Source organism: Mycobacterium sp. 1081908.1 (assembly GCF_001673535.1).
In the GTDB taxonomy this organism is placed as follows: domain Bacteria; phylum Actinomycetota; class Actinomycetes; order Mycobacteriales; family Mycobacteriaceae; genus Mycobacterium.
On record NZ_LZLY01000097.1, the window covers coordinates 152,333 to 169,822 of the forward strand.

20 protein-coding genes are annotated in these 17,490 nt (G+C 67.4%); 12 read left to right on the top strand and 8 right to left on the bottom strand.

Going from position 1 to position 17,490, the window contains the following annotated elements; translation table 11 throughout:
* Positions 1-79: 79 nt before the first annotated feature.
* Positions 80-889 (top strand): TIGR04255 family protein, encoded by an 810-nt coding sequence (locus A5655_RS14665; RefSeq protein WP_067011185.1) that lies wholly within the window; start codon positions 80-82, stop codon positions 887-889.
* Here A5655_RS14665 and A5655_RS14670 read toward each other — a convergent pair.
* Positions 879-1,778 (bottom strand): SAM-dependent methyltransferase, encoded by a 900-nt coding sequence (locus A5655_RS14670; RefSeq protein ID WP_067011186.1) that lies wholly within the window; start codon positions 1,776-1,778, stop codon positions 879-881. The genes A5655_RS14665 and A5655_RS14670 overlap by 11 nt on opposite strands.
* A gap of 90 nt (positions 1,779-1,868) precedes the next feature.
* On the opposite strand from A5655_RS14670, the gene A5655_RS14675 reads away from it, so the two are divergent.
* Genes A5655_RS14675 through A5655_RS14685 form a run of 3 tightly spaced genes read left to right on the top strand, consistent with a single transcriptional unit; the run spans position 1,869 to position 3,010 of the window.
* Positions 1,869-2,369, top strand: a complete 501-nt coding sequence (locus tag A5655_RS14675; protein ID WP_067011187.1) for a nucleoside deaminase — start codon at positions 1,869-1,871, stop codon at positions 2,367-2,369.
* 18 nt (positions 2,370-2,387) lie between these two features.
* Positions 2,388-2,810: a metalloregulator ArsR/SmtB family transcription factor gene (locus A5655_RS14680; RefSeq protein ID WP_067011188.1), complete on the top strand. Its 423-nt coding sequence runs from the start codon at positions 2,388-2,390 to the stop codon at positions 2,808-2,810.
* Entirely contained in the window at positions 2,807-3,010 is a 204-nt protein-coding gene (locus A5655_RS14685) for a zinc transporter Slc39a7 (protein WP_067011189.1), read from the top strand. Before A5655_RS14680 ends, A5655_RS14685 begins: the two co-directional genes overlap by 4 nt.
* A 6-nt stretch (positions 3,011-3,016) precedes the next feature.
* Here the strand turns inward: A5655_RS14685 and A5655_RS14690 are convergent, their stop codons facing one another.
* Positions 3,017-4,045 (bottom strand): oxygenase MpaB family protein, encoded by a 1,029-nt coding sequence (locus A5655_RS14690; protein WP_067011190.1) that lies wholly within the window; start codon positions 4,043-4,045, stop codon positions 3,017-3,019.
* A 67-nt stretch (positions 4,046-4,112) separates the two neighbouring features.
* On the opposite strand from A5655_RS14690, the gene A5655_RS14695 reads away from it, so the two are divergent.
* The 5 genes from A5655_RS14695 (at position 4,113) to phoU (ending at position 10,111) form a co-directional block, all read left to right on the top strand.
* Complete coding sequence (locus tag A5655_RS14695) at positions 4,113-4,727, top strand: TetR/AcrR family transcriptional regulator (protein ID WP_156764859.1); 615 nt, start codon at positions 4,113-4,115, stop codon at positions 4,725-4,727.
* 166 nt (positions 4,728-4,893) lie between these two features.
* Complete coding sequence (locus tag A5655_RS14700; RefSeq protein WP_067011191.1) at positions 4,894-5,910, top strand: acyl-ACP desaturase; 1,017 nt, start codon at positions 4,894-4,896, stop codon at positions 5,908-5,910.
* A gap of 16 nt (positions 5,911-5,926) precedes the next feature.
* Entirely contained in the window at positions 5,927-7,060 is a 1,134-nt protein-coding gene (gene dusB, locus A5655_RS14705; protein ID WP_067011192.1) for a tRNA dihydrouridine synthase DusB, read from the top strand.
* Between the two features lie 206 nt (positions 7,061-7,266).
* Positions 7,267-9,366: an LCP family protein gene (locus A5655_RS14710; protein ID WP_067011193.1), complete on the top strand. Its 2,100-nt coding sequence runs from the start codon at positions 7,267-7,269 to the stop codon at positions 9,364-9,366.
* Between the two features lie 58 nt (positions 9,367-9,424).
* Entirely contained in the window at positions 9,425-10,111 is a 687-nt protein-coding gene (gene phoU / locus A5655_RS14715) for a phosphate signaling complex protein PhoU (RefSeq protein WP_067011194.1), read from the top strand.
* Positions 10,112-10,124: 13 nt separating this feature from the next.
* Here the strand turns inward: phoU and pstB are convergent, their stop codons facing one another.
* The 6 genes from pstB to A5655_RS14745 all read right to left on the bottom strand — a co-directional run bounded on the left by pstB (position 10,125) and on the right by A5655_RS14745 (position 15,896).
* Entirely contained in the window at positions 10,125-10,901 is a 777-nt protein-coding gene (gene pstB, locus A5655_RS28710; protein WP_067011195.1) for a phosphate ABC transporter ATP-binding protein PstB, read from the bottom strand.
* A gap of 12 nt (positions 10,902-10,913) precedes the next feature.
* The gene (gene pstA / locus A5655_RS28715) at positions 10,914-11,828 is read right to left on the bottom strand and encodes a phosphate ABC transporter permease PstA (protein ID WP_067011196.1); all 915 of its coding nucleotides are present in this window, start codon (positions 11,826-11,828) and stop codon (positions 10,914-10,916) included.
* Entirely contained in the window at positions 11,825-12,871 is a 1,047-nt protein-coding gene (gene pstC, locus A5655_RS14730; protein ID WP_067011292.1) for a phosphate ABC transporter permease subunit PstC, read from the bottom strand. The genes pstA and pstC overlap by 4 nt, the downstream gene beginning before the upstream one ends.
* Positions 12,872-12,915: 44 nt before the next feature.
* On the bottom strand, positions 12,916-14,040 hold the full coding sequence (pstS, locus tag A5655_RS14735; RefSeq protein WP_067011293.1) for a phosphate ABC transporter substrate-binding protein PstS: 1,125 nt from the start codon (positions 14,038-14,040) through the stop codon (positions 12,916-12,918).
* A gap of 159 nt (positions 14,041-14,199) precedes the next feature.
* The gene (gene mshD, locus A5655_RS14740) at positions 14,200-15,120 is read right to left on the bottom strand and encodes a mycothiol synthase (RefSeq protein ID WP_067011197.1); all 921 of its coding nucleotides are present in this window, start codon (positions 15,118-15,120) and stop codon (positions 14,200-14,202) included.
* A complete protein-coding gene (locus A5655_RS14745) occupies positions 15,117-15,896 on the bottom strand; it encodes a response regulator transcription factor (RefSeq protein ID WP_156764860.1) in 780 nt (259 codons plus the stop codon). Before A5655_RS14745 ends, mshD begins: the two co-directional genes overlap by 4 nt.
* A 174-nt stretch (positions 15,897-16,070) precedes the next feature.
* Between A5655_RS14745 and lmeA the strand changes: the two genes are divergently transcribed.
* Genes lmeA through A5655_RS29375 form a run of 3 tightly spaced genes read left to right on the top strand, consistent with a single transcriptional unit; the run spans position 16,071 to position 17,412 of the window.
* Positions 16,071-16,883: a mannan chain length control protein LmeA gene (gene lmeA, locus A5655_RS14750; RefSeq protein WP_067011198.1), complete on the top strand. Its 813-nt coding sequence runs from the start codon at positions 16,071-16,073 to the stop codon at positions 16,881-16,883.
* Positions 16,880-17,293 carry a thioredoxin family protein gene (locus A5655_RS14755; protein ID WP_067011199.1) on the top strand — a complete coding sequence of 138 codons (414 nt, stop codon included), beginning with the start codon at positions 16,880-16,882 and terminating at the stop codon, positions 17,291-17,293. Before lmeA ends, A5655_RS14755 begins: the two co-directional genes overlap by 4 nt.
* A 29-nt stretch (positions 17,294-17,322) precedes the next feature.
* Complete coding sequence (locus A5655_RS29375; protein WP_369807215.1) at positions 17,323-17,412, top strand: Ms5788A family Cys-rich leader peptide; 90 nt, start codon at positions 17,323-17,325, stop codon at positions 17,410-17,412.
* Positions 17,413-17,490 lie beyond the last annotated feature (78 nt).

Below are 17,490 nucleotides of genomic sequence, written 5' to 3' on the forward strand. Positions count from 1 at the left end.
ACGCCCGGGCTGATCCCCGCCGCTCAGCGCCCCGGGGGACACGCGGGATGCCCCGGTTTAAACGCCGAACGGGATGACTATGCTCGGCAAGATGAGTGTCGATGCGGCCTACCCAAATGCGCCAGTAGCCCTGGTAACCATGGAAATCCGTCACCCCGCAACTGATTCCCTGACCGAGTCATCGAGCGGGGAGCTCAGACGTCTGCTCGCGGACCTCCTGCCCATCGAACGCCAGGCGCAGGACGTGGCCTGGGCGATGGGCGCCGGTGGGCAACCACAGCCGGCCGCGGAGCGCTTCGTCCGCTACGTCAACCGCGACAACACGCTCGCGGCCTCGATGAAGACCCAGGCGGTCGTCATCGAAACCACCGCCTACAGCAACTTCGAGGACCTCGTCGACCTGGTGATGCGCGTGATCGACGCGCGCGCCCAGTTCTCGCCGATCGTCGGGGTGGAACGCCTTGGCCTGCGCTACGTCCTGGAGATCCGCGTGCCCCAGGGCGTGGACGGCCGCATCGAATGGAGCAACTGGATCGCCGAGCCGCTGCTCGGGCCGCAACGCATCGCACCCGCCGGCCTGACCCTGACCGAATGGCAGGGTGCCGCGGTCTATCGGGAGGCGCAGCCGGGCAAGTCGATGATCGTGCGCTACGGCCCGGGCGTGGGTCAGGCGCTGGACGCGAGCTATCACCTGCGCCGGACCATGCCGGCCCAACAGGGACCGTTCTTCCTGATGGACATCGACAGCTTCTGGACTCCGATCGGGTCCATCCCCGAGTACGACCGCGGCACGGTCCTGGCGACCTTCCAGGACCTCTACGACCCGGCTCGCACCGTCTTCCAGGAGATGCTCACCAACCGCCTGAAGGACGACCTGCTCAGCCGGTAAGCGTCGCGCTGCTGTAGGTCACGTCGCCGAACGCCTCGGCGAGTTCGTCGTCGGGATACGCGAAGCCGTTCGCGGCGTGCAGCTCCCTGACGGATTGCGACGACGTCCGCCAGCCGCGCTGCTTCAGATGGTCGAGGATGTGGCTGCGGTGACCGTGATAGACGAGATCGTTGAAGTCGATCTCGAACCCGAGTTCGCTCATCCGGTCGTGGTGTGCGCGCCACCGCTCGTCGGCGAAAATGGCTGTGTCGGGCACGAATTCGAATGCCAGGCGGCTGTCGGGAGCGCTCAGCGCGGTGATGTTGTCGAACAGCGCGTCCTGGGCCTTGTCGGGCAGATACACCAATAGCCCTTCGGCGCTCCAGGCCGCGGGAGCCTTCGGGTCGAAACCGGCGTCCCGCAGCGCCGCGGCCCAGTCGTCGCGCAGGTCGACGGCGACGGTGCGCCGCTCGGCGGTCGGCTCGGCGCCGAGGTCGCTGAGCGTCGACGTCTTGAACTCGATCACCTCCGGCATGTCGACCTCATAGACGACGGTGCCCGCCGGCCACGGCAAGCGGTACGCGCGCGCGTCGAGTCCCGACGCGAGGATGACCACCTGATTGATGCCGCTTTGCGCCGCGTCGAGGAAGAACCGGTCGTAGAACCTGGTGCGGCAGGCCATCCCCCGCGCCATGCGCTGCGGGTCGAACTCGGATTCCGTGCCGACCGGAATCTCGCCGTTCACCAACCGCACATAGACGTCGATGCCGACGGCGCGCACCAACGGCGCCGCATAGGGGTCGTCGATCAGCTTCTCGTCGGTCGACAGCGCCCGCTGGGCGGCGACCATGGTCGCCGTCGCCCCGACGCTCGTCGCCAAGTCCCAACGATCGCGATCGGTGCGCGCCATGGTGTTCCCTCATCCCATCCGAAAAACATAGACAGTCTAGTTACTATCACAGCGCCGATCGCCGGCCCGGGCGGGACTACCCTGCGACCTGTGACGGACTTCGCCCAGCGAACGATCGAGCTCGCACGCCAGAACGTCGCCGAAGGCGGTCGCCCGTTCGCGACGGTGATCGTCAACGGCGGCGAGATCCTCGCCGAGAGCGCCAACAAGGTGGCCCAGACCAACGATCCGACCGCGCACGCGGAGATACTGGCGATCCGAGAGGCGTGCATGAGGCTGGGCACCGAGCATCTCGTCGACAGCACCATCTATGTCCTGGCCCACCCGTGCCCGATGTGCCTGGGCTCGCTGTATTACTGCTCGCCCAGGGAAGTCGTCTTCCTCACCACGCGCGAGGCCTACGAGCAGTACTACCTCGATGATCGCAAGTACTTCGAGGTCGCCACGTTCTACGACGAGTTCGCCAAGGCGTGGGACCAGCGTCGGCTGCCGATGCGCTACCAGCCCGAAGAGGCCGCGGTGGACGTGTACCGGTTCTGGAACGAACGCAACGGCGGCCGGCGGCAGTCCACGGTCGTCCCGCCGGGATGAAGCGGCTATTATCTGCGTATGCATGCAGATAGTAGCGAAGGGCGCTTGCCCGACGACCAGGCCGGCCTCGTCGTCGAGGTGTTCCGGATGCTCGCCGACGCCACCCGCGTGCAAGTGCTTTGGTCGCTGACCAATCGCGAGATGTCGGTCAACGAACTCGCCGAACACGTGGGAAAGCCCGCACCGTCGGTTTCCCAGCACCTGGCCAAGCTGCGGATGGCGCGGCTGGTCCAGACGCGCCGCGAGGGAACCACGATCTTCTACAGCCTCGAGAACGACCACGTTCGGCAACTCGTCATCGACGCGGTCTGCAACGCGGAACACGCCGGGCCCGGCGTACCGCGTCATCACCGCGGCCAGACCGGACTGAAGGCGGTCGCAGCATCGTCGTCAAACGGCCCCAAACGACAACGTATTTCGCACTCGGAAGGTAAAAGATGACCGAACAGCACAGCCATGACGCGCCACACGCGCACGAGCACCGCCATGCCGACGGCGCTCACTCACATTCGCACACCACCCACGAACACGACCACGTCACCCACGAGCACGCCCACACCCACGACGACGGAACCGAGCACACTCACGAGCACGTGCATCAGTCCGACCTCGAAGGCGTGCACGGCCACGCGCACGAGTAGCGGAAGCTAGGAGACCCTCGGGCAGTAGTGCTTCGGGTTGCCGCGCTCGTCTACCGGCGGCAGGTTACGCGCCGGCGTCTGCACCAGCGGTGCGTCGCAAGGGATTCGCCCGGTCACCCGGTCCCAGCCGGCCCGCGCCCGCGGGTGTTTGCGGTATCGCGTTGGCACGCAGGCAAAGACGAGGCGGACCAGATCGCCGAACCGGCGATGCAGCCATTCGTCGCGCCGCGACCACCGGTAGCCCATCAGTTCGCGCACGGGCGGATCGTAGAGGCCGACCGTGAGCCACACGAAGAACGGGGCCATCAGTTTGCGCTGCGCGGCCCACAGCGGGTCCGGAACCCATTGGGCGAATGGCGGTTTGGGAAGCTCAGTGAGATCGAGGACCGCCCGGGCGGCGTAGTTGTTCTCTAACACGTTGCTGCACATGTGGTCCCAGTATTGCTGGAAGTCTTCCCAGGACTCCGGCACCGGCCGCATGCTCATGCCGTACAGGCGATACCACTCGACATGTTCGTCGAAGAGCTGCCGGCGCTGCGCTTCGGTCAACCCCCCGCAAAACCGCTCCGCCACATGGATAGTGCCGACGAAGAACGTGGCGTGCGCCCAGTAGAAGACGTCCGGGTTCAGCGCGTGGTAGCGGCGGCCTTGTTCGTCGACGCCCTTGATGTCGGTGTGATAGTCGCGCACCTCGGCGCCGGTGTCCGGGGCGCGGTCGCCGTCGAAGACCACGCCGCCGATCGGGTACAGCGAGCGCAGCAGGCGTGGCCAACGCTCCCGGAAGAACGTCGAGTGGTCGATGACCGCCGCACCGAGCTGCGGGTGCATGTTCTGCATGGATCCCGCCCACGGACCCTGCAACATGCCGCGCCAGTCCCCGAAGTACCGCCAGGTCAGCGAATCGGGCCCGAGCGGGATCGGGGGCGAGGCATAGCCCAGCGGCGACACCGGGCACCCGCCGGCCACGCCGTCGGATCCGGCGGGCGAACCGCCGCCGCTGTTCAGCGGGCGGGCCGCGGAAGTATGTTGGGTCACTATTAGATCCCTGTAAGTTTCGGCAATTCTGACTACATGCGTTGTCACTTTAGAGCTTAGGAGCGATGTGCAGACGGGTCAACGACGGGGGCGTTGGACCGGCGTCCCCCTGGAGAGCCGCCTCGCCCTTCGCCGCGACAATCTCATCACCGCGGGCGTGCAGTTACTCGGCAGCGATCGCGGCCCCGCTCTGACGGTCCGCGCGGTGTGCCGCAAGGCCGCGCTCACCGAACGCTACTTCTACGAGAGCTTCGCCGACCGCGACGAATTCGTGCGCGCCGTGTATGACGACGTCTGCACGCGCGCGATGAACACCCTCACCTCGGCGAAGACGCCGCGCGAGGCCGTCGAACAATTCGTCGAGCTCATGGTCGACGATCCCGTCCGGGGACGGGTGCTGCTGCTGGCGCCCACGGTGGAGCCGGTGTTGACGCGGTCGGGCGCGGAGTGGATGCCCAACTTCATCGACCTGCTGCAGCGCAAACTGTCGCGCATCGGCGATCCGGTGCTGCAGAAGTTGATCGCCACCAGCCTGGTCGGCGGGCTGACCAGCCTGTTCACCGCGTACCTCAACGGCCAGCTCGGGGCCACCCGCAAGCAGTTCATCGACTATTGCGTCAATATGCTCTTCAACGCGGCGGCGCCCTACGTACCGCCCGCCGAGCAGGGGAAATCCGAGTAGCGGTTTCGCGCGCACCCCGCACTGGTTAGCCATAGAGAGCCAGGTTCCGCGCGACGCTCGTCCGCCGTCGAAAACTGTGGCGCGCGGCGCGCGCGAGGAACTTGATGCTACCGGGGGACACAGATATATTGACTGCTACCCGCAGACACAGATAACTGGAGGGGCCATGTCAGCGGAGCTGACTGACTTACAGCTTCTGCACGAGCTCGAACCGGTCGTTGAGAAGTACCTGAACCGGCACCTGAGCGTGCACAAGCCGTGGAATCCGCACGACTACATCCCGTGGTCGGACGGGAAGAACTACTACGCGCTCGGCGGACAGGACTGGCACCCCGAGCAGAGCAAGCTGTCCGACGTCGCGCAGGTGGCGATGGTGCAGAACCTGGTCACCGAGGACAACCTGCCGTCGTATCACCGCGAGATCGCGATGAACATGGGCATGGACGGGGCCTGGGGGCAGTGGGTGAACCGCTGGACCGCCGAGGAGAACCGGCACGGCATCGCGCTGCGCGACTACCTCGTGGTGACCCGCGCGGTCGACCCCGTCGAGCTGGAGCTGCTCCGCCTCGAGGTGGTCAACCGGGGCTTCAGCCCGGGCCAGAACCATCAGGGCGAGTACTTCGCCGAGACGCTCACCCACTCGGTCTTGTACGTCAGTTTCCAGGAACTGGCCACCCGGATTTCGCATCGCAACACCGGCAGGGCCTGCAACGACCCCGTCGCCGAGCAGCTGATGGCCAAGATCTCGGCCGACGAAAACCTGCACATGATCTTCTACCGGGACGTCAGCGAGGCCGCGTTCGAGCTCGCCCCCAACACGGCGATGAAGGCGCTGCACCTGATCCTGCGGCACTTCCAGATGCCCGGCTTCCAGGTGCCCGAGTTCCGGCGCAAAGCCGTGATCATCGCGATGGGCGGCGTCTACGACCCGCGCATCCACCTCGACGAGGTGGTCATGCCGGTGCTGAAGAAATGGCGCATCTTCGAGCGCGAGGACTTCACCGGCGAGGCGGCGGAGTTGCGTGACGACCTCGGCGTGCTGATCAAGGAACTCGAGGCGTCCTGCGACCGGTTCGAGGTGTCCAAGCAACGCCAGCTTGACCGCGAGGCCCGTACCGGCAAGAAGACCACCGCCTTCGAGCTGCACAAGACCGCCGGCAAGCTGGCGATGAGTCGCCGATAAGCCCTCGGTAGCTGCCGTGCGTATTGGTCCGATCACGCTCGCCAGCCCGGTGGTGTTGGCCCCGATGGCCGGCGTGACCAACGTCGCGTTCCGGACGTTGTGCCGTGAGCTGGAACTTTCCAAGGTCGGCACGGTCAGCGGGCTGTACGTCTGCGAGATGGTGACCGCGCGCGCTCTGGTCGAGCGGCATCCGGTCACGATGCACATGACGACGTTCTCACCGGACGAGTCGCCCCGCTCGCTGCAGCTCTACACCGTCGACCCGGCGACCACCTACGCCGCCGCCCGGATGATCGCGGACGAGAACCTGGCCGACCACATCGACATGAACTTCGGCTGCCCGGTGCCCAAGGTCACCAAGCGTGGCGGCGGGGCGGCGCTGCCGTTCAAGCGGCGGCTGTTCGGCCAGATCGTCGCCGCCGCGGTGCGGGCCACCGAGGGCACCCGCATACCGGTGACCGTGAAGTTCCGCATCGGCATCGACGACGAGCACCACACCCACCTGGATGCCGGCCGCATCGCCGAGGCCGAGGGCGCGGCCGCGGTCGCGCTGCACGCCCGCACGGCGGCGCAGCGCTACTCGGGCACCGCCGACTGGGACCAGATCGCCCAGCTCAAGCAGCAGGTGCGGACCATCCCGGTGCTCGGCAACGGCGACATCTATGACGCCAGCGACGCGTTGGCGATGATGGCCAGCACGGGCTGTGACGGCGTCGTCATCGGTCGCGGCTGCCTGGGCCGGCCCTGGCTCTTCGCCGAGTTGTCGGCCGCGTTCACCGGTAGTCCGGCCCCGACGCCGCCGACGCTGGGCGAGGTCGCCGACATCGTGCGCCGGCACGGCCGGCTGCTGGCCGCCCATTTCGGCGAGGACAAGGGCATGCGCGACATCCGCAAGCACGTCGCCTGGTACCTGCACGGCTTCCCCGCCGGATCCGAGTTGCGGCGAGCGCTCGCGATGGTCACGACGCTCGATGAGCTCGACTCTCTGCTCGACCGGCTGGACCGCAGCGTCCCGTTTCCGGACGCGGCGAGCGGCCCGCGCGGCCGGCAGGGCTCACCGGCCCGGGTGGCCCTTCCCGAGGGCTGGCTGACCGACCCGGACGATTGCACGGTGCCCGCGGGCGCGGACGTGATGCACTCGGGTGGCTAAGCGTTAACACGCTCGAAATCGCGTCCGCGCCGATAACTCAGTACGATGTGGACCTTGCTGCATTGCGCTTCGGTGGGGGTCGGTTGCGTGCCGCCGCGGGAGCGTGCGGATACCGTGCGACCCACCGGTGGCGCGGCTCGCGGCGCTGATGGCAACCGCCCGGCGTCGCATCAGAGTTGCATCTGAGTTTTGGAGGCCGATAGGACATGGGTAATGGCGGCACTGACGCCACTCGTGGCCATCGGCGCACCCCGCCCCCGACGCTGGGAGCCGCCCCGTGGGAGCGGTTCGCGCAGCCGCCGTCCGATCACAGCGTCCACCGCTGGCTGGCCGAGCCGGCACCGGACGAGACCGTCGAACCCGTCGAGCCGCCGGGCGCCGAGGCCGAGGCCGATAGGGCCGGGTGTCACACCGACGGCGGCCTCACGGTCGCCGATCTGATCGCCAAAGTCGGGGCCCCGAGCACCGCCCGGCCCAGTCACCACCGCGCCGCTCCGGACGCTGAAATTTCCGAGGCCGGGTCCGACGTCCCCATCGACCTGCGCGAAACGCAGGTGATCGAGACCCCGGCCTATCTGCTCGACCCCCCCTCGGAGCTCCCCGACCTCGAGGCCGCCGAATACGCCGATTACGACGATTACGACGACTTCGAACCCGACGGGACCGAGGGCGGCGCGGCCCCCGAGCCGAGGCCCCAGCAGCGCGAGCCGAAGGCCAAGCGTCGGCGACGCCCGATACTGGTGGCGGCGCGTTCGATGGCGGCGTTCTCGGCCGTGCTGGCGCTGATCCTGACCGGTGGGGCGTGGCAGTGGAGCGCGTCGAAGAACAACCGCCTCAACATCATCAACGCACTCGACCCGAACTCGAGCGACATCCGCGACCCCGGCGGCCAGTACGGCGACGAAGACTTCTTGATCGTCGGGATGGATTCCCGCTCCGGGGAAAACGCCAACATGGGCGCCGGGGACGCCGACGACGCCGGCGGGGCCCGGTCCGACACCGTGATGCTGGTCAACATCCCCGCCAACCGCAAACGCGTGGTGGCTGTGTCGTTCCCCCGCGACCTCGCGATCACCCCGATCCAATGCGAGGCGTGGAACCCGGACACCGGCAAATACGGCCCCCTCTACGACCAGAAGACCAAGACCTGGGGCCCGAAGATGGTCTACACCGAGACCAAGCTGAACTCGACGTTCTCGTTCGGCGGCCCGAAATGTCTGGTCAAGGAAATCCAGAAGCTGTCCGGGTTGAGCATCAACCGGTTCATTGCCGTCGACTTCGCCGGCTTCGCGAAGATGGTCGACGCTCTCGGTGGAATCGAAGTATGCAGCAGCACACCGATACACGACTACGAACTGGGCACCGTCCTCGAACACGGGGGGCGCCAAGTGCTCGACGGGCCGACCGCGCTCAACTACGTGCGGGCCCGCCAGGTCACCACGGAAACCAACGGTGACTACGGCCGCATCAAGCGCCAACAATTGTTCCTGTCATCGCTGTTGCGGTCGCTGATCTCCGAGGACACCCTGCTCGACCTCAACAAGCTCAACAACGTCGTCAACATGGTCATCAACGACACCTACGTTGACAACGTCAAGACCAAGGACCTGGTCCAGCTCGGTCAGTCGCTGCAGGGCATGGCGGCCGGGCACATGACGTTTGTCACCGTGCCCACCGGCGTCACGGACCAGAACGGCGACGAGCCCCCGCGGATGGCCGACATGCGTGCGCTTTTCGACGCGATCATCAACGACGACCCACTGCCCGAGGAAAACGACCAGAACGCGCTGAACCTGGGGAACTCGTCCGCCGCGGCGCCGGGCTCGGGCCCCAGCAAGGCGCCCACCACCAAGAAGGCGCCCAGCCCCACCGCGACCCCGGAGGCCCAGCACCAACAGGTGACGACGACCGCGCCGCAGGATGTCACGGTTCGGGTGTCCAACGCGACCACGCAGAGCGGGTTGGCCGCCACCGCGACCAGCCAGCTGAAGCGCAACGGGTTCAACGTGATGACGCCGGATGACTATCCGAGTTCGGTGAACGCGACGACCGTGTTGTTCTCGCCCGGCAACGAGCAGGCCGCCGCCACGGTGGCTTCGTCGTTCGCCAACGCGAAGGTCCAGCGGGTCTCGGGCTACGGGCAAGTGATCCAGGTGGTATTGGGCCCCGACTTCAACTCGGTCGCCACTCCCGCGCCCACCGGCTCGTCGATCAGCATGCAGATAGAACGCGGGTCGGGCAACGCTCCGACGAAGCTGCCCGACGACCTGACGGTCACCAACGCGGCCGACACCACCTGCGGGTAAAGATTTTTGGCGCTGCAGCCTCACGCTTTTCCGGCATTGAGACCGTAGGCTTGGCAGCATGCGGACGGCCTATCATGAGCAGCTCTCGGAGTTATCCGAGCGCCTGGGCGAGATGTGCGGGCTGGCGGGGATCGCCATGGAACGGGCCACCCAGGCCCTGCTGCAGGCGGATCTGGTGCTGGCCGAGCAAGTGATTTCCGACCACGAAAAGATTGCGGCACTGAGCGCCCAGGCCGAGGAGAGCGCGTTCGTGCTACTGGCGCTGCAGGCGCCGGTCGCCGGCGATCTGCGGTCCATCGTCAGCGCCATCCAGATGGTGGCGGACATCGACCGGATGGGCGCGCTGGCCCTGCACGTGGCGAAGATCGCCCGTCGGCGCCATCCCCAGCACGCGCTGCCCGAAGAGGTCAATGGTTATTTCGCCGAAATGGGCAGGGTCGCAGTCGAATTGGGCAACAATGCGCAAGAGGTGGTGTTGTCGCGCGACCCGGAGAAGGCCGCCCGGATCCGCGAGGAAGACGACGCCATGGACGATCTGCACCGGCATTTGTTCTCGGTGCTGATGGACCGGGAATGGAAGCACGGCGTCGCGGCGGCCGTGGACGTGACGCTGCTGGGCCGCTTCTACGAGCGCTTCGCCGACCACGCGGTGGAAGTGGCGAGGCGCGTCATTTTCCAGGCGACCGGCAGCCTTCCCGAAGAAGACACGAAACACAGCCGGCCGGCTCGGCCGGAACCGGCCTGACCCACTCCGCGCGTCAGCCGAAGCGACCGGAGATGTAGTCCTCGGTGGCCTTTTCGGTCGGGTTCGAGAAGATCTTCTCGGTGTCGTCGATCTCGACCAGCCGGCCCGGCTTGCCCACGGCCTCCAGGTTGAAGAACGCCGTGAGGTCGCTCACCCGGGCGGCCTGCTGCATGTTATGGGTGACGATGACGATGGTGTAGTCCTGTTTCAACTCGCTGATCAGTTCTTCGATGGCCATCGTCGAGATCGGGTCCAGCGCGGAGCACGGCTCGTCCATCAGCAACACGTCGGGCTGCACGGCGATGGCGCGCGCGATGCACAGGCGCTGCTGCTGACCGCCGGACAACCCGCCGCCGGGCCTGTCCAACCGATCCTTGACCTCGTCCCACAGGTTCGCCCCGCGCAGCGAGTATTCGGCGGTCTCGTCGAGCAGCTTGCGATTGCGCACCCCTTGCAGCTTCAGTCCGGCGACCACGTTGTCACGAATTGACATGGCGGGGAACGGGTTCGGACGCTGGAAGACCATGCCGATCGCCCGGCGCACGCCGACCGGGTCGATGCCGGGGCCGTAGATGTCTTGGTCGTCGAGCAGCACGCTGCCCTCGACGCGGGCGCCCGGGATCACCTCGTGCATCCGGTTCAGCGTGCGCAGCACGGTCGTCTTGCCGCACCCCGACGGACCGATGAAGGCTGTCACGCTGCGGGGCAGAACCGACAGCGTCACATCCGCCACCGCCTTGAACGACCCGTAGTAGATGTTGACGGCTTTGAGGTCCAACCGCTTGGCCACTAGTGCTCCTGCCTACGACTTCCTGGGGGCATAGATTCTCGCGATCACCCTGGCCCCGACATTGATGATCGCGATCACCAGGATGAGGGTTAGCGCCGCACCCCACAACCGATCCGTGGGCACCGGGTTGACGCCCGCGCCGGCCGATGTCTGGTCGTACATCATGCCCGGCAGCGATCCCATGAATCCACGGAAGATGTCGAAGTTTATCGACTGCGAATAACCGACGAGGATCAGCAGGGGCGCCGTCTCACCCATCACCCTGGCCAGCGCCAGCATGACGCCGGTGATGATGCCGGGCAGCCCGGTGGGAATCACGACGCTGGCAATGGTTTTCCACTTCGGGATTCCCAGCGCGTAGCTGGCCTCGCGCAGGTCCACCGGAACGATGCGCAGCATCTCCTCGGTCGCGCGCACGATCACCGGCAGCATCAACAAAACCAACGCCAAGGACACCGCGAATTCGGACCGGGGCAGCCCCAGCGTCGCCACCCACAGCGCGTAGATGAACAGCGCGGCCACGATCGAGGGCACGCCGGACAGGATGTCGACCATGAACGTGGCCAGCCTGCCCAGCGCGGTGTTGCCGCCGTATTCGACCAGATAGATCGCCATCATCACGCCGATGGGTACCGAGATGACGGCGCACACCAGTCCCTGCAGCAGGGTGCCGACGATCGCGTGGTAGGCGCCGCCGCCCGCCACGAACGCGGTCATGCCGGCCTGCGAATGCGTCCACCACGTGGTGGCGGCAATCGCCTTGAGCCCCTTGGCGATTACCGAGTACAGCACCAACAACAGCGGGATCAGGGCGATCACCATCGACAGCGTGACCAACACGGTGGCGGTGGTGTCCGCGACCCGGCGGCGCCGGCCGAGTTCGGAGAAGGCCCGCGCCTTGAGCGGGCGGTCGAGCATCGAGGTCATCGGCCACCCCTGCGGCTGCCGGCTCCGGCGACCGCTCCGCGGGCCAGGGTGTCGACCAGGAAGGTGAGCACGAACAGGACCAGCCCCGCCGCGATGTAGGCGCCGGCCTTGTACCGATCGTTGAATTCCGGTGCCGCGCCCGCGATCTTGGTCGCGAACGTCGAACCACCGTCGAACAGCGACCACCCGAAGGCGGCCTGGGTGCCCCGCAAGATGATCAGCAGCCCGACCGTCTCGCCCAGGGCGCGGCCCAGGCCCAGCATCGCGCCGCTGACGTACCCGGATCGCCCGAAGGGCAGCACGGTCGTCTTGACCACTTCCCAACGCGTGGCGCCGAGCGCCAGCGCCGCCTCGATCTCGTCGCGCGGTGTCTGGACGAACACTTCCCGGGTGACCGCGGTGATGATCGGCAAAATCATCACCGCCAGCACGATCCCGCCCGTGAAGATGGTGCCGCCGCCCGCCACCGATGCGTTGCCGGTGGCGAACAGGAAACACCAGCCGACACTGTGATTCAGCCAGCTCGCGACCGGCCGCAGCTGCGGCGCCAGTACGTACAGGCCCCACACGCCGTAGACGATCGACGGCACCGCGGCGAGCAGGTCGACCGCGTAGGCCAGCGCTCCGGCGACCCGCCGCGGCGCGTACTGCGTGATGAACAGGGCGACGCCCAGGGCGATCGGCATGGCCAGGATCAAGGCGAACAGCGAGACGAACACGGTCACCTGCAGCAGCTCGGGGATTCCGAAATGCATGGCCGACGTGTCGGTGGTGACCCAGCTACCCCCGTAGGTGAAGAAGTTCTCGTGGTTGCGCCTGAGGGCCGGGATCGCGCGCAACAGCAAGAATCCGCCGATGGCGACGATCAGGACGGCGATGAGAACGCCCGAACCCCTAGCGAGCCAACGGAATATCCTGTCCCCCATGCGCGGCTGGGCACGTCCCCAGGGGCTGATCGGTACCACCGGCGATTCCGGAAAGGGCGCGGCGACGACCGCACCCGAACCCGCTGCGGATGGGTTTGGCACTGAAGGACTTGTCACTGTGATCCCGCCACAGTTGTGCTGTTGCTCCTTGCGCCCACTGGTCACTGCATGGCGTTGATCGCGGTAACCAATCGCCCCTTGACCTTATCGGTCAGCGGAACATAACCGGCGGACGCGAGGCCGGCCTGCCCGGTGGTCGCGGCCACGCCCAGGAACGACTTGACCGCCGCGGAGGTATCCGCGTCGTAGCCCTTCGAGCACACGATCTCGTACGTGGCCAGCACCAGTGGATACGAGCCTCGCTGCTGGCCGGCGTACATCGGATTCAGGTCGAGCACCAGATCGTTGCCATCGGCCACGAAGCCGGCCGCCTGGATGCCCTTGTTGGCGGTGTCGTTGGTCAGCGGAACGACGCCGTTGCCGGTGTCGATCAGGGCGTACGGCAAACCGGCCTGGTCGGCAAACCCCTTCTCGACGTACCCGATGGCACCGGGTGTGGCCCGCACCGCCTGGATCACACCGGCCGACTTGGTGGCCCCTTCGCCGACGCCGCCCTGGAATTCGGTGCCCACGCCCCGCGTCCAGCTCTGCGGCGCGGCGGCCGTCAGATATTTCTGGACGTTGTCCGTCGTGCCGGACGAGTCCGCGCGGTAGATCGGCACGACTTTGGTGGCGGGCAGCGCCACGCCGGGATTGAGCGCCGCCAGTATCGGGTCGTTCCAGACCGTGATCCGGCCGCTGAAGACCTTGGCCAGGGCGTCGCTGCTGAGGACCAGCCTCGGGACACCCGGCAGGTTGTACACGAGCGCGACCGGACCGAAAACCAGCGGCAGGTCCCACGCCGGGTTTCCGTCGCAGCGTTTGGCGGCCGGGCCGATCTGGTCGGCGACCAGCGGCGAATCCGCTCCCGCGAAGTCGACGTGGCCCGCGATGAACTGCTCGCGCCCGGCGCCCGACCCGGTCGGGTTGTACGACACGCCCTTGCCCGGGCAGTACTGCCCCCACACCTGGTTGAACAGCGACATCGCGTTCTGCTGAGCGGTCGAACCCTCCGCCGTCAACCCGTTCTTGCCGCCACAGCCCGCCGTGCCCGTGGGTCCCGAGATCGTGGCCGGCGAAGCGCCGCGGCGGTTGTCGTCGCTGCCGCAGGCGGTCACGGCTGCACCGCAAACGGCCAGCGCCAGCGCGGCGACCGTCAGCGCCCTGACCTGCCTGTCGAGCCTCACCGATCTCGCTTTCTGACGCATTTTTCGGGACGCGTGCGGGCGCCGCTGGCAACTCCCCCAAGAAGGTTGCCAAGTCACCGCGAAAATATGCGCCGATAAGACCCACAGAAGCCGGTAGAGATGAATGCAATGTGAACACTTCGCGTCCACACGGCTGGGTCAGCCGGGCGCCCGCGCGTAAGCGGTGTCGACGCTGTAGGTGGTGAACCCCAGGCGCTCGTAAGTCCGCACCGCGGCGACGTTGTCGGACTCGACGTAGAGCATCACCGTCGGTTCGGCCGAATCGGACAGCCGACGCGCCAGGTACTCGATGCCGATGGCCGTCAACGTCCGCCCCAGGCGCCGACCCTGCGCCAAGGGGTCGACGCCGACGACGTAAACCTCCCCCAACCCGGGCCGGTCGAGGTGCACCTTGGTCCAGTGGAAGCCCAGCAGCCTGCCCGCCTCGTCGCCGCCGGGCGCGCCGAAGGCCAGGAACAAGCCGGCCGGGTCGAACCAGGGTTCACTGCGCCGTTCCGCCAAGTCGGCTTCGGTCCACCCGCCCTGTTCGGGGTGGTAGGCGAACGCGGCATTGTTCACCCGCAGCAGCTCGGCGTCGTCGGAAGTGCCTTCGTAGGTACGGATCCGCACGCCGGGGACGGGCGGCACCGGGTCGACGTCACGCAGCGAGCGTCGCATCTGGACCAGCTCGCGGACGGCGACGAGGCCGAGCGCGGACGCGGTCGCCCGGGCCGGCTCCAGGGTCCCGTGCGCCCAGAATTGGTTGTGCCCGGCGGTCTTGGCCACCGCCGCGCGTCCCATCGCGGCGCCGATACCGCGCCGGCGGGCCTGCGGGTGCACCACCAGTTCGGCCATCCCGGCGCCGCCGTCGCGGGGCGGGCTGAGATTGAGGTAGCCGGCGATCGAGCCCGGGTGGTCACCGGCGACCAGCAGGTGCTCGGTGCGGTCGTGCCCGAGTTCGCGCAGCACCTGTTCGCCCACCGGTGCTACTCCATCGAAATCGGTTGCCGCCGAAACGAGTTCGCGCACCCCCCGCTGCTCATCGGCGGTCAGAGTGGGGCGCCACTCCGGCGCGCTCACTGACTGCGTAGCGGGTCGCCCAGCGAGTTTTGCAGGCTCTCGGAGTCGGCCTCGGCGTCGTCGACGGCGTCGACATCATCGGGTTCGGCGAGCGGCGCGCGGCCGCGCGCCGGGCGGACGGCCTTGTAACCCACGTTGCGCACCGTGCCGATCAACGCCTCGTACTCGGGGCCGAGTTTGGCCCGAAGCCGACGCACGTGCACGTCGACCGTGCGGGTGCCGCCGAAGAAGTCGTAGCCCCACACTTCGTGCAGCAGTTGGGCCCGGGTGAACACCCGGCCGGCGTGCTGGGCCAGGTACTTCAGCAACTCGAACTCTTTATAGGTGAGATCCAGCGGGCGGCCCCGCAGCCTCGCGGTGTAGGTGCCCTCGTCGATCACGAGCTCGCCGAGGCTGACCTTGCCGGCGCTCTCCTGGTCGGCCAGCCCGCCGCGGCGACCGACCACCAACCGTAGCCTCGCGTCGATCTCGGCGGGCCCGGTGCTGGGCAGCAGGATCTCGTCGAGACCCCAGTCGGCGCTGACGGCGACCAGGCCCCCTTCGCTCACCACGGCGAGGACCGGGACCGAGCGCCCCGCGGTGCTCAGCAGCCGGCAAAGGCCGCGCGCGGACGACAAATCGGTGCGCGCGTCGACGAGCACGGCGTCCGCGGTTCCGGCCTCCAGTAACGAGGAGGGTTCTGGCGGCGCCGTCCGGATGGTGTGGGGAAGCAACGACAACGACGGCAGCACCGGGTCGGGATGCAGCTCCGAGGTCAGCAGTAAAAGCTCCAACAAGCCCCTCCAAATCGTGGGAAAGGCGTCTCCCAATTTCGATAACGCCACGACGCGTTGGTTGCCAGGTCATCTAACGATAACTTGCCACCTGCCTTTTCGGTGCGGCGTATGTGCCAGTGTGAGGCCCGCCACCAGACAGCGCATGACACAGCGGCCGTGCGTGTACGGGACAATGTGCGGATGCGCAAGGTGCTGATCGGCGTCGCGGCAGCGGCCGTTGCGGTGGCCGTGATCGTCATCGGCGCCGTCGGCGCCGACTACGGGGCCAGCATCTATGCCGAATACCGGCTGTCGACCAGCGTGCGCAGGGTCGCGAATCTAGGCTCCGATCCGTTCGTCGCCATCGTGGCTTTCCCCTTCATCCCCCAGGCGTTGCGGCGGCACTACAGCCAGGTGGAGATCAAGGCCAACGCGGTCGATCACGCGATGGTCGGCACGGCCACGCTGGAGGCCACCATGTATTCGGTCGACCTGACCCAGGCGTCCTGGCTGATCAGGCCCGGCGCGAAACTGCCCGTAAGCAGGCTGGAGAGCCGCATCATCATCGACTCGATCCACCTGGGCCGGTACCTGGGCATCCCCGATCTGATGGTCGAGGCGCCCCCCAAGGAAACCAACACCGCCACCGGCGGCGTCACCGCCTCGGGCATCTCCGACAGCCACGGCTTGGTGTTCAGCGGCACGCCCAAGTCGGCCGACTTCGACCACCGGGTCAGCGTGTCGGTCGACCTCTCCATCGCCCCCGACGACCCGGCGACTCTGGTGCTCACCCCCACCGGCGTCCTCACCGGCCCCGACACCGCCGACCAACCGGTTCCCGACGCCAAGCGGGACGCGGTCCTGCACGCGTTCGGCGCCAGGCTGCCCAATCAGCGGCTTCCGTTCGGCGTGGCGCCGACATCCGAGGGCGCCCGCGGGTCCGACATCATCATCGAAGGCGTCGCCCGGGGAGTAACCATCGCCCTCGAGGGGTTCAAGCAGTCATGACCACCGTAATCGTCGCGACCGTCGCCGCCGTCCTGGTGGCAACGCTCGCCGGATGGTTGCTGAGGCGCCGCTCGGGACGCATCCACGAGATCGCCGATCGGGGCGCCGATCCCGACACCGCTGACCTGGGCCTGTCCCGCAGCGGCCCAACCATCGTGCACTTCAGCGCCCCGTGGTGCGGGCCCTGCGACCGGGTCCGTCGGGTGGTCCACCAGCTCTGCGAGGACATGGACGACGTGGCGCACCTCGAGATCGACCTGGACGCTGATCCGGCGACCGCCCGGCGGTTTTCGGTGCTCTCCCTGCCCACCACGTTGATCTTCGACGTCGACGGGCGGCAGCGGTACCGGGCCTCCGGCGTGCCGAAGGCCGCCGACCTGCGATCGGTGCTCCAGCCGCTGTTGGCTTGAGCACCGCGTCATTGGGTAAGCTTGCCGACGTGTCAGCCCGCGTCGAGCCCATGCTCACCAAGCGTCGCGCAGTCGATCTGTGCCGCATCGCGGGTTGTTGTTGTTGCTGTAGCTGCTGAGTAGCAGCGCCCCCGCGCGCACTCGGAGCAGCTTCGGAGCCCCCTCCCAAGGCGTGCCCCACCCTTTCCGCGCAACAA

Coding starts and splice junctions, on each gene's coding strand:
- A5655_RS14665 (WP_067011185.1), top strand. CDS start 80: ATGCTCGGCAAGATGAGTGTCGATGCGGCCTACCCAAATGCGCCAGTA.
- A5655_RS14670 (WP_067011186.1), bottom strand. CDS start 1,778: ATGGCGCGCACCGATCGCGATCGTTGGGACTTGGCGACGAGCGTCGGG.
- A5655_RS14680 (WP_067011188.1), top strand. CDS start 2,388: ATGCATGCAGATAGTAGCGAAGGGCGCTTGCCCGACGACCAGGCCGGC.
- A5655_RS14685 (WP_067011189.1), top strand. CDS start 2,807: ATGACCGAACAGCACAGCCATGACGCGCCACACGCGCACGAGCACCGC.
- A5655_RS14700 (WP_067011191.1), top strand. CDS start 4,894: ATGTCAGCGGAGCTGACTGACTTACAGCTTCTGCACGAGCTCGAACCG.
- A5655_RS14710 (WP_067011193.1), top strand. CDS start 7,267: ATGGGTAATGGCGGCACTGACGCCACTCGTGGCCATCGGCGCACCCCG.
- phoU (WP_067011194.1), top strand. CDS start 9,425: ATGCGGACGGCCTATCATGAGCAGCTCTCGGAGTTATCCGAGCGCCTG.
- pstA (WP_067011196.1), bottom strand. CDS start 11,828: ATGACCTCGATGCTCGACCGCCCGCTCAAGGCGCGGGCCTTCTCCGAA.
- A5655_RS14755 (WP_067011199.1), top strand. CDS start 16,880: ATGACCACCGTAATCGTCGCGACCGTCGCCGCCGTCCTGGTGGCAACG.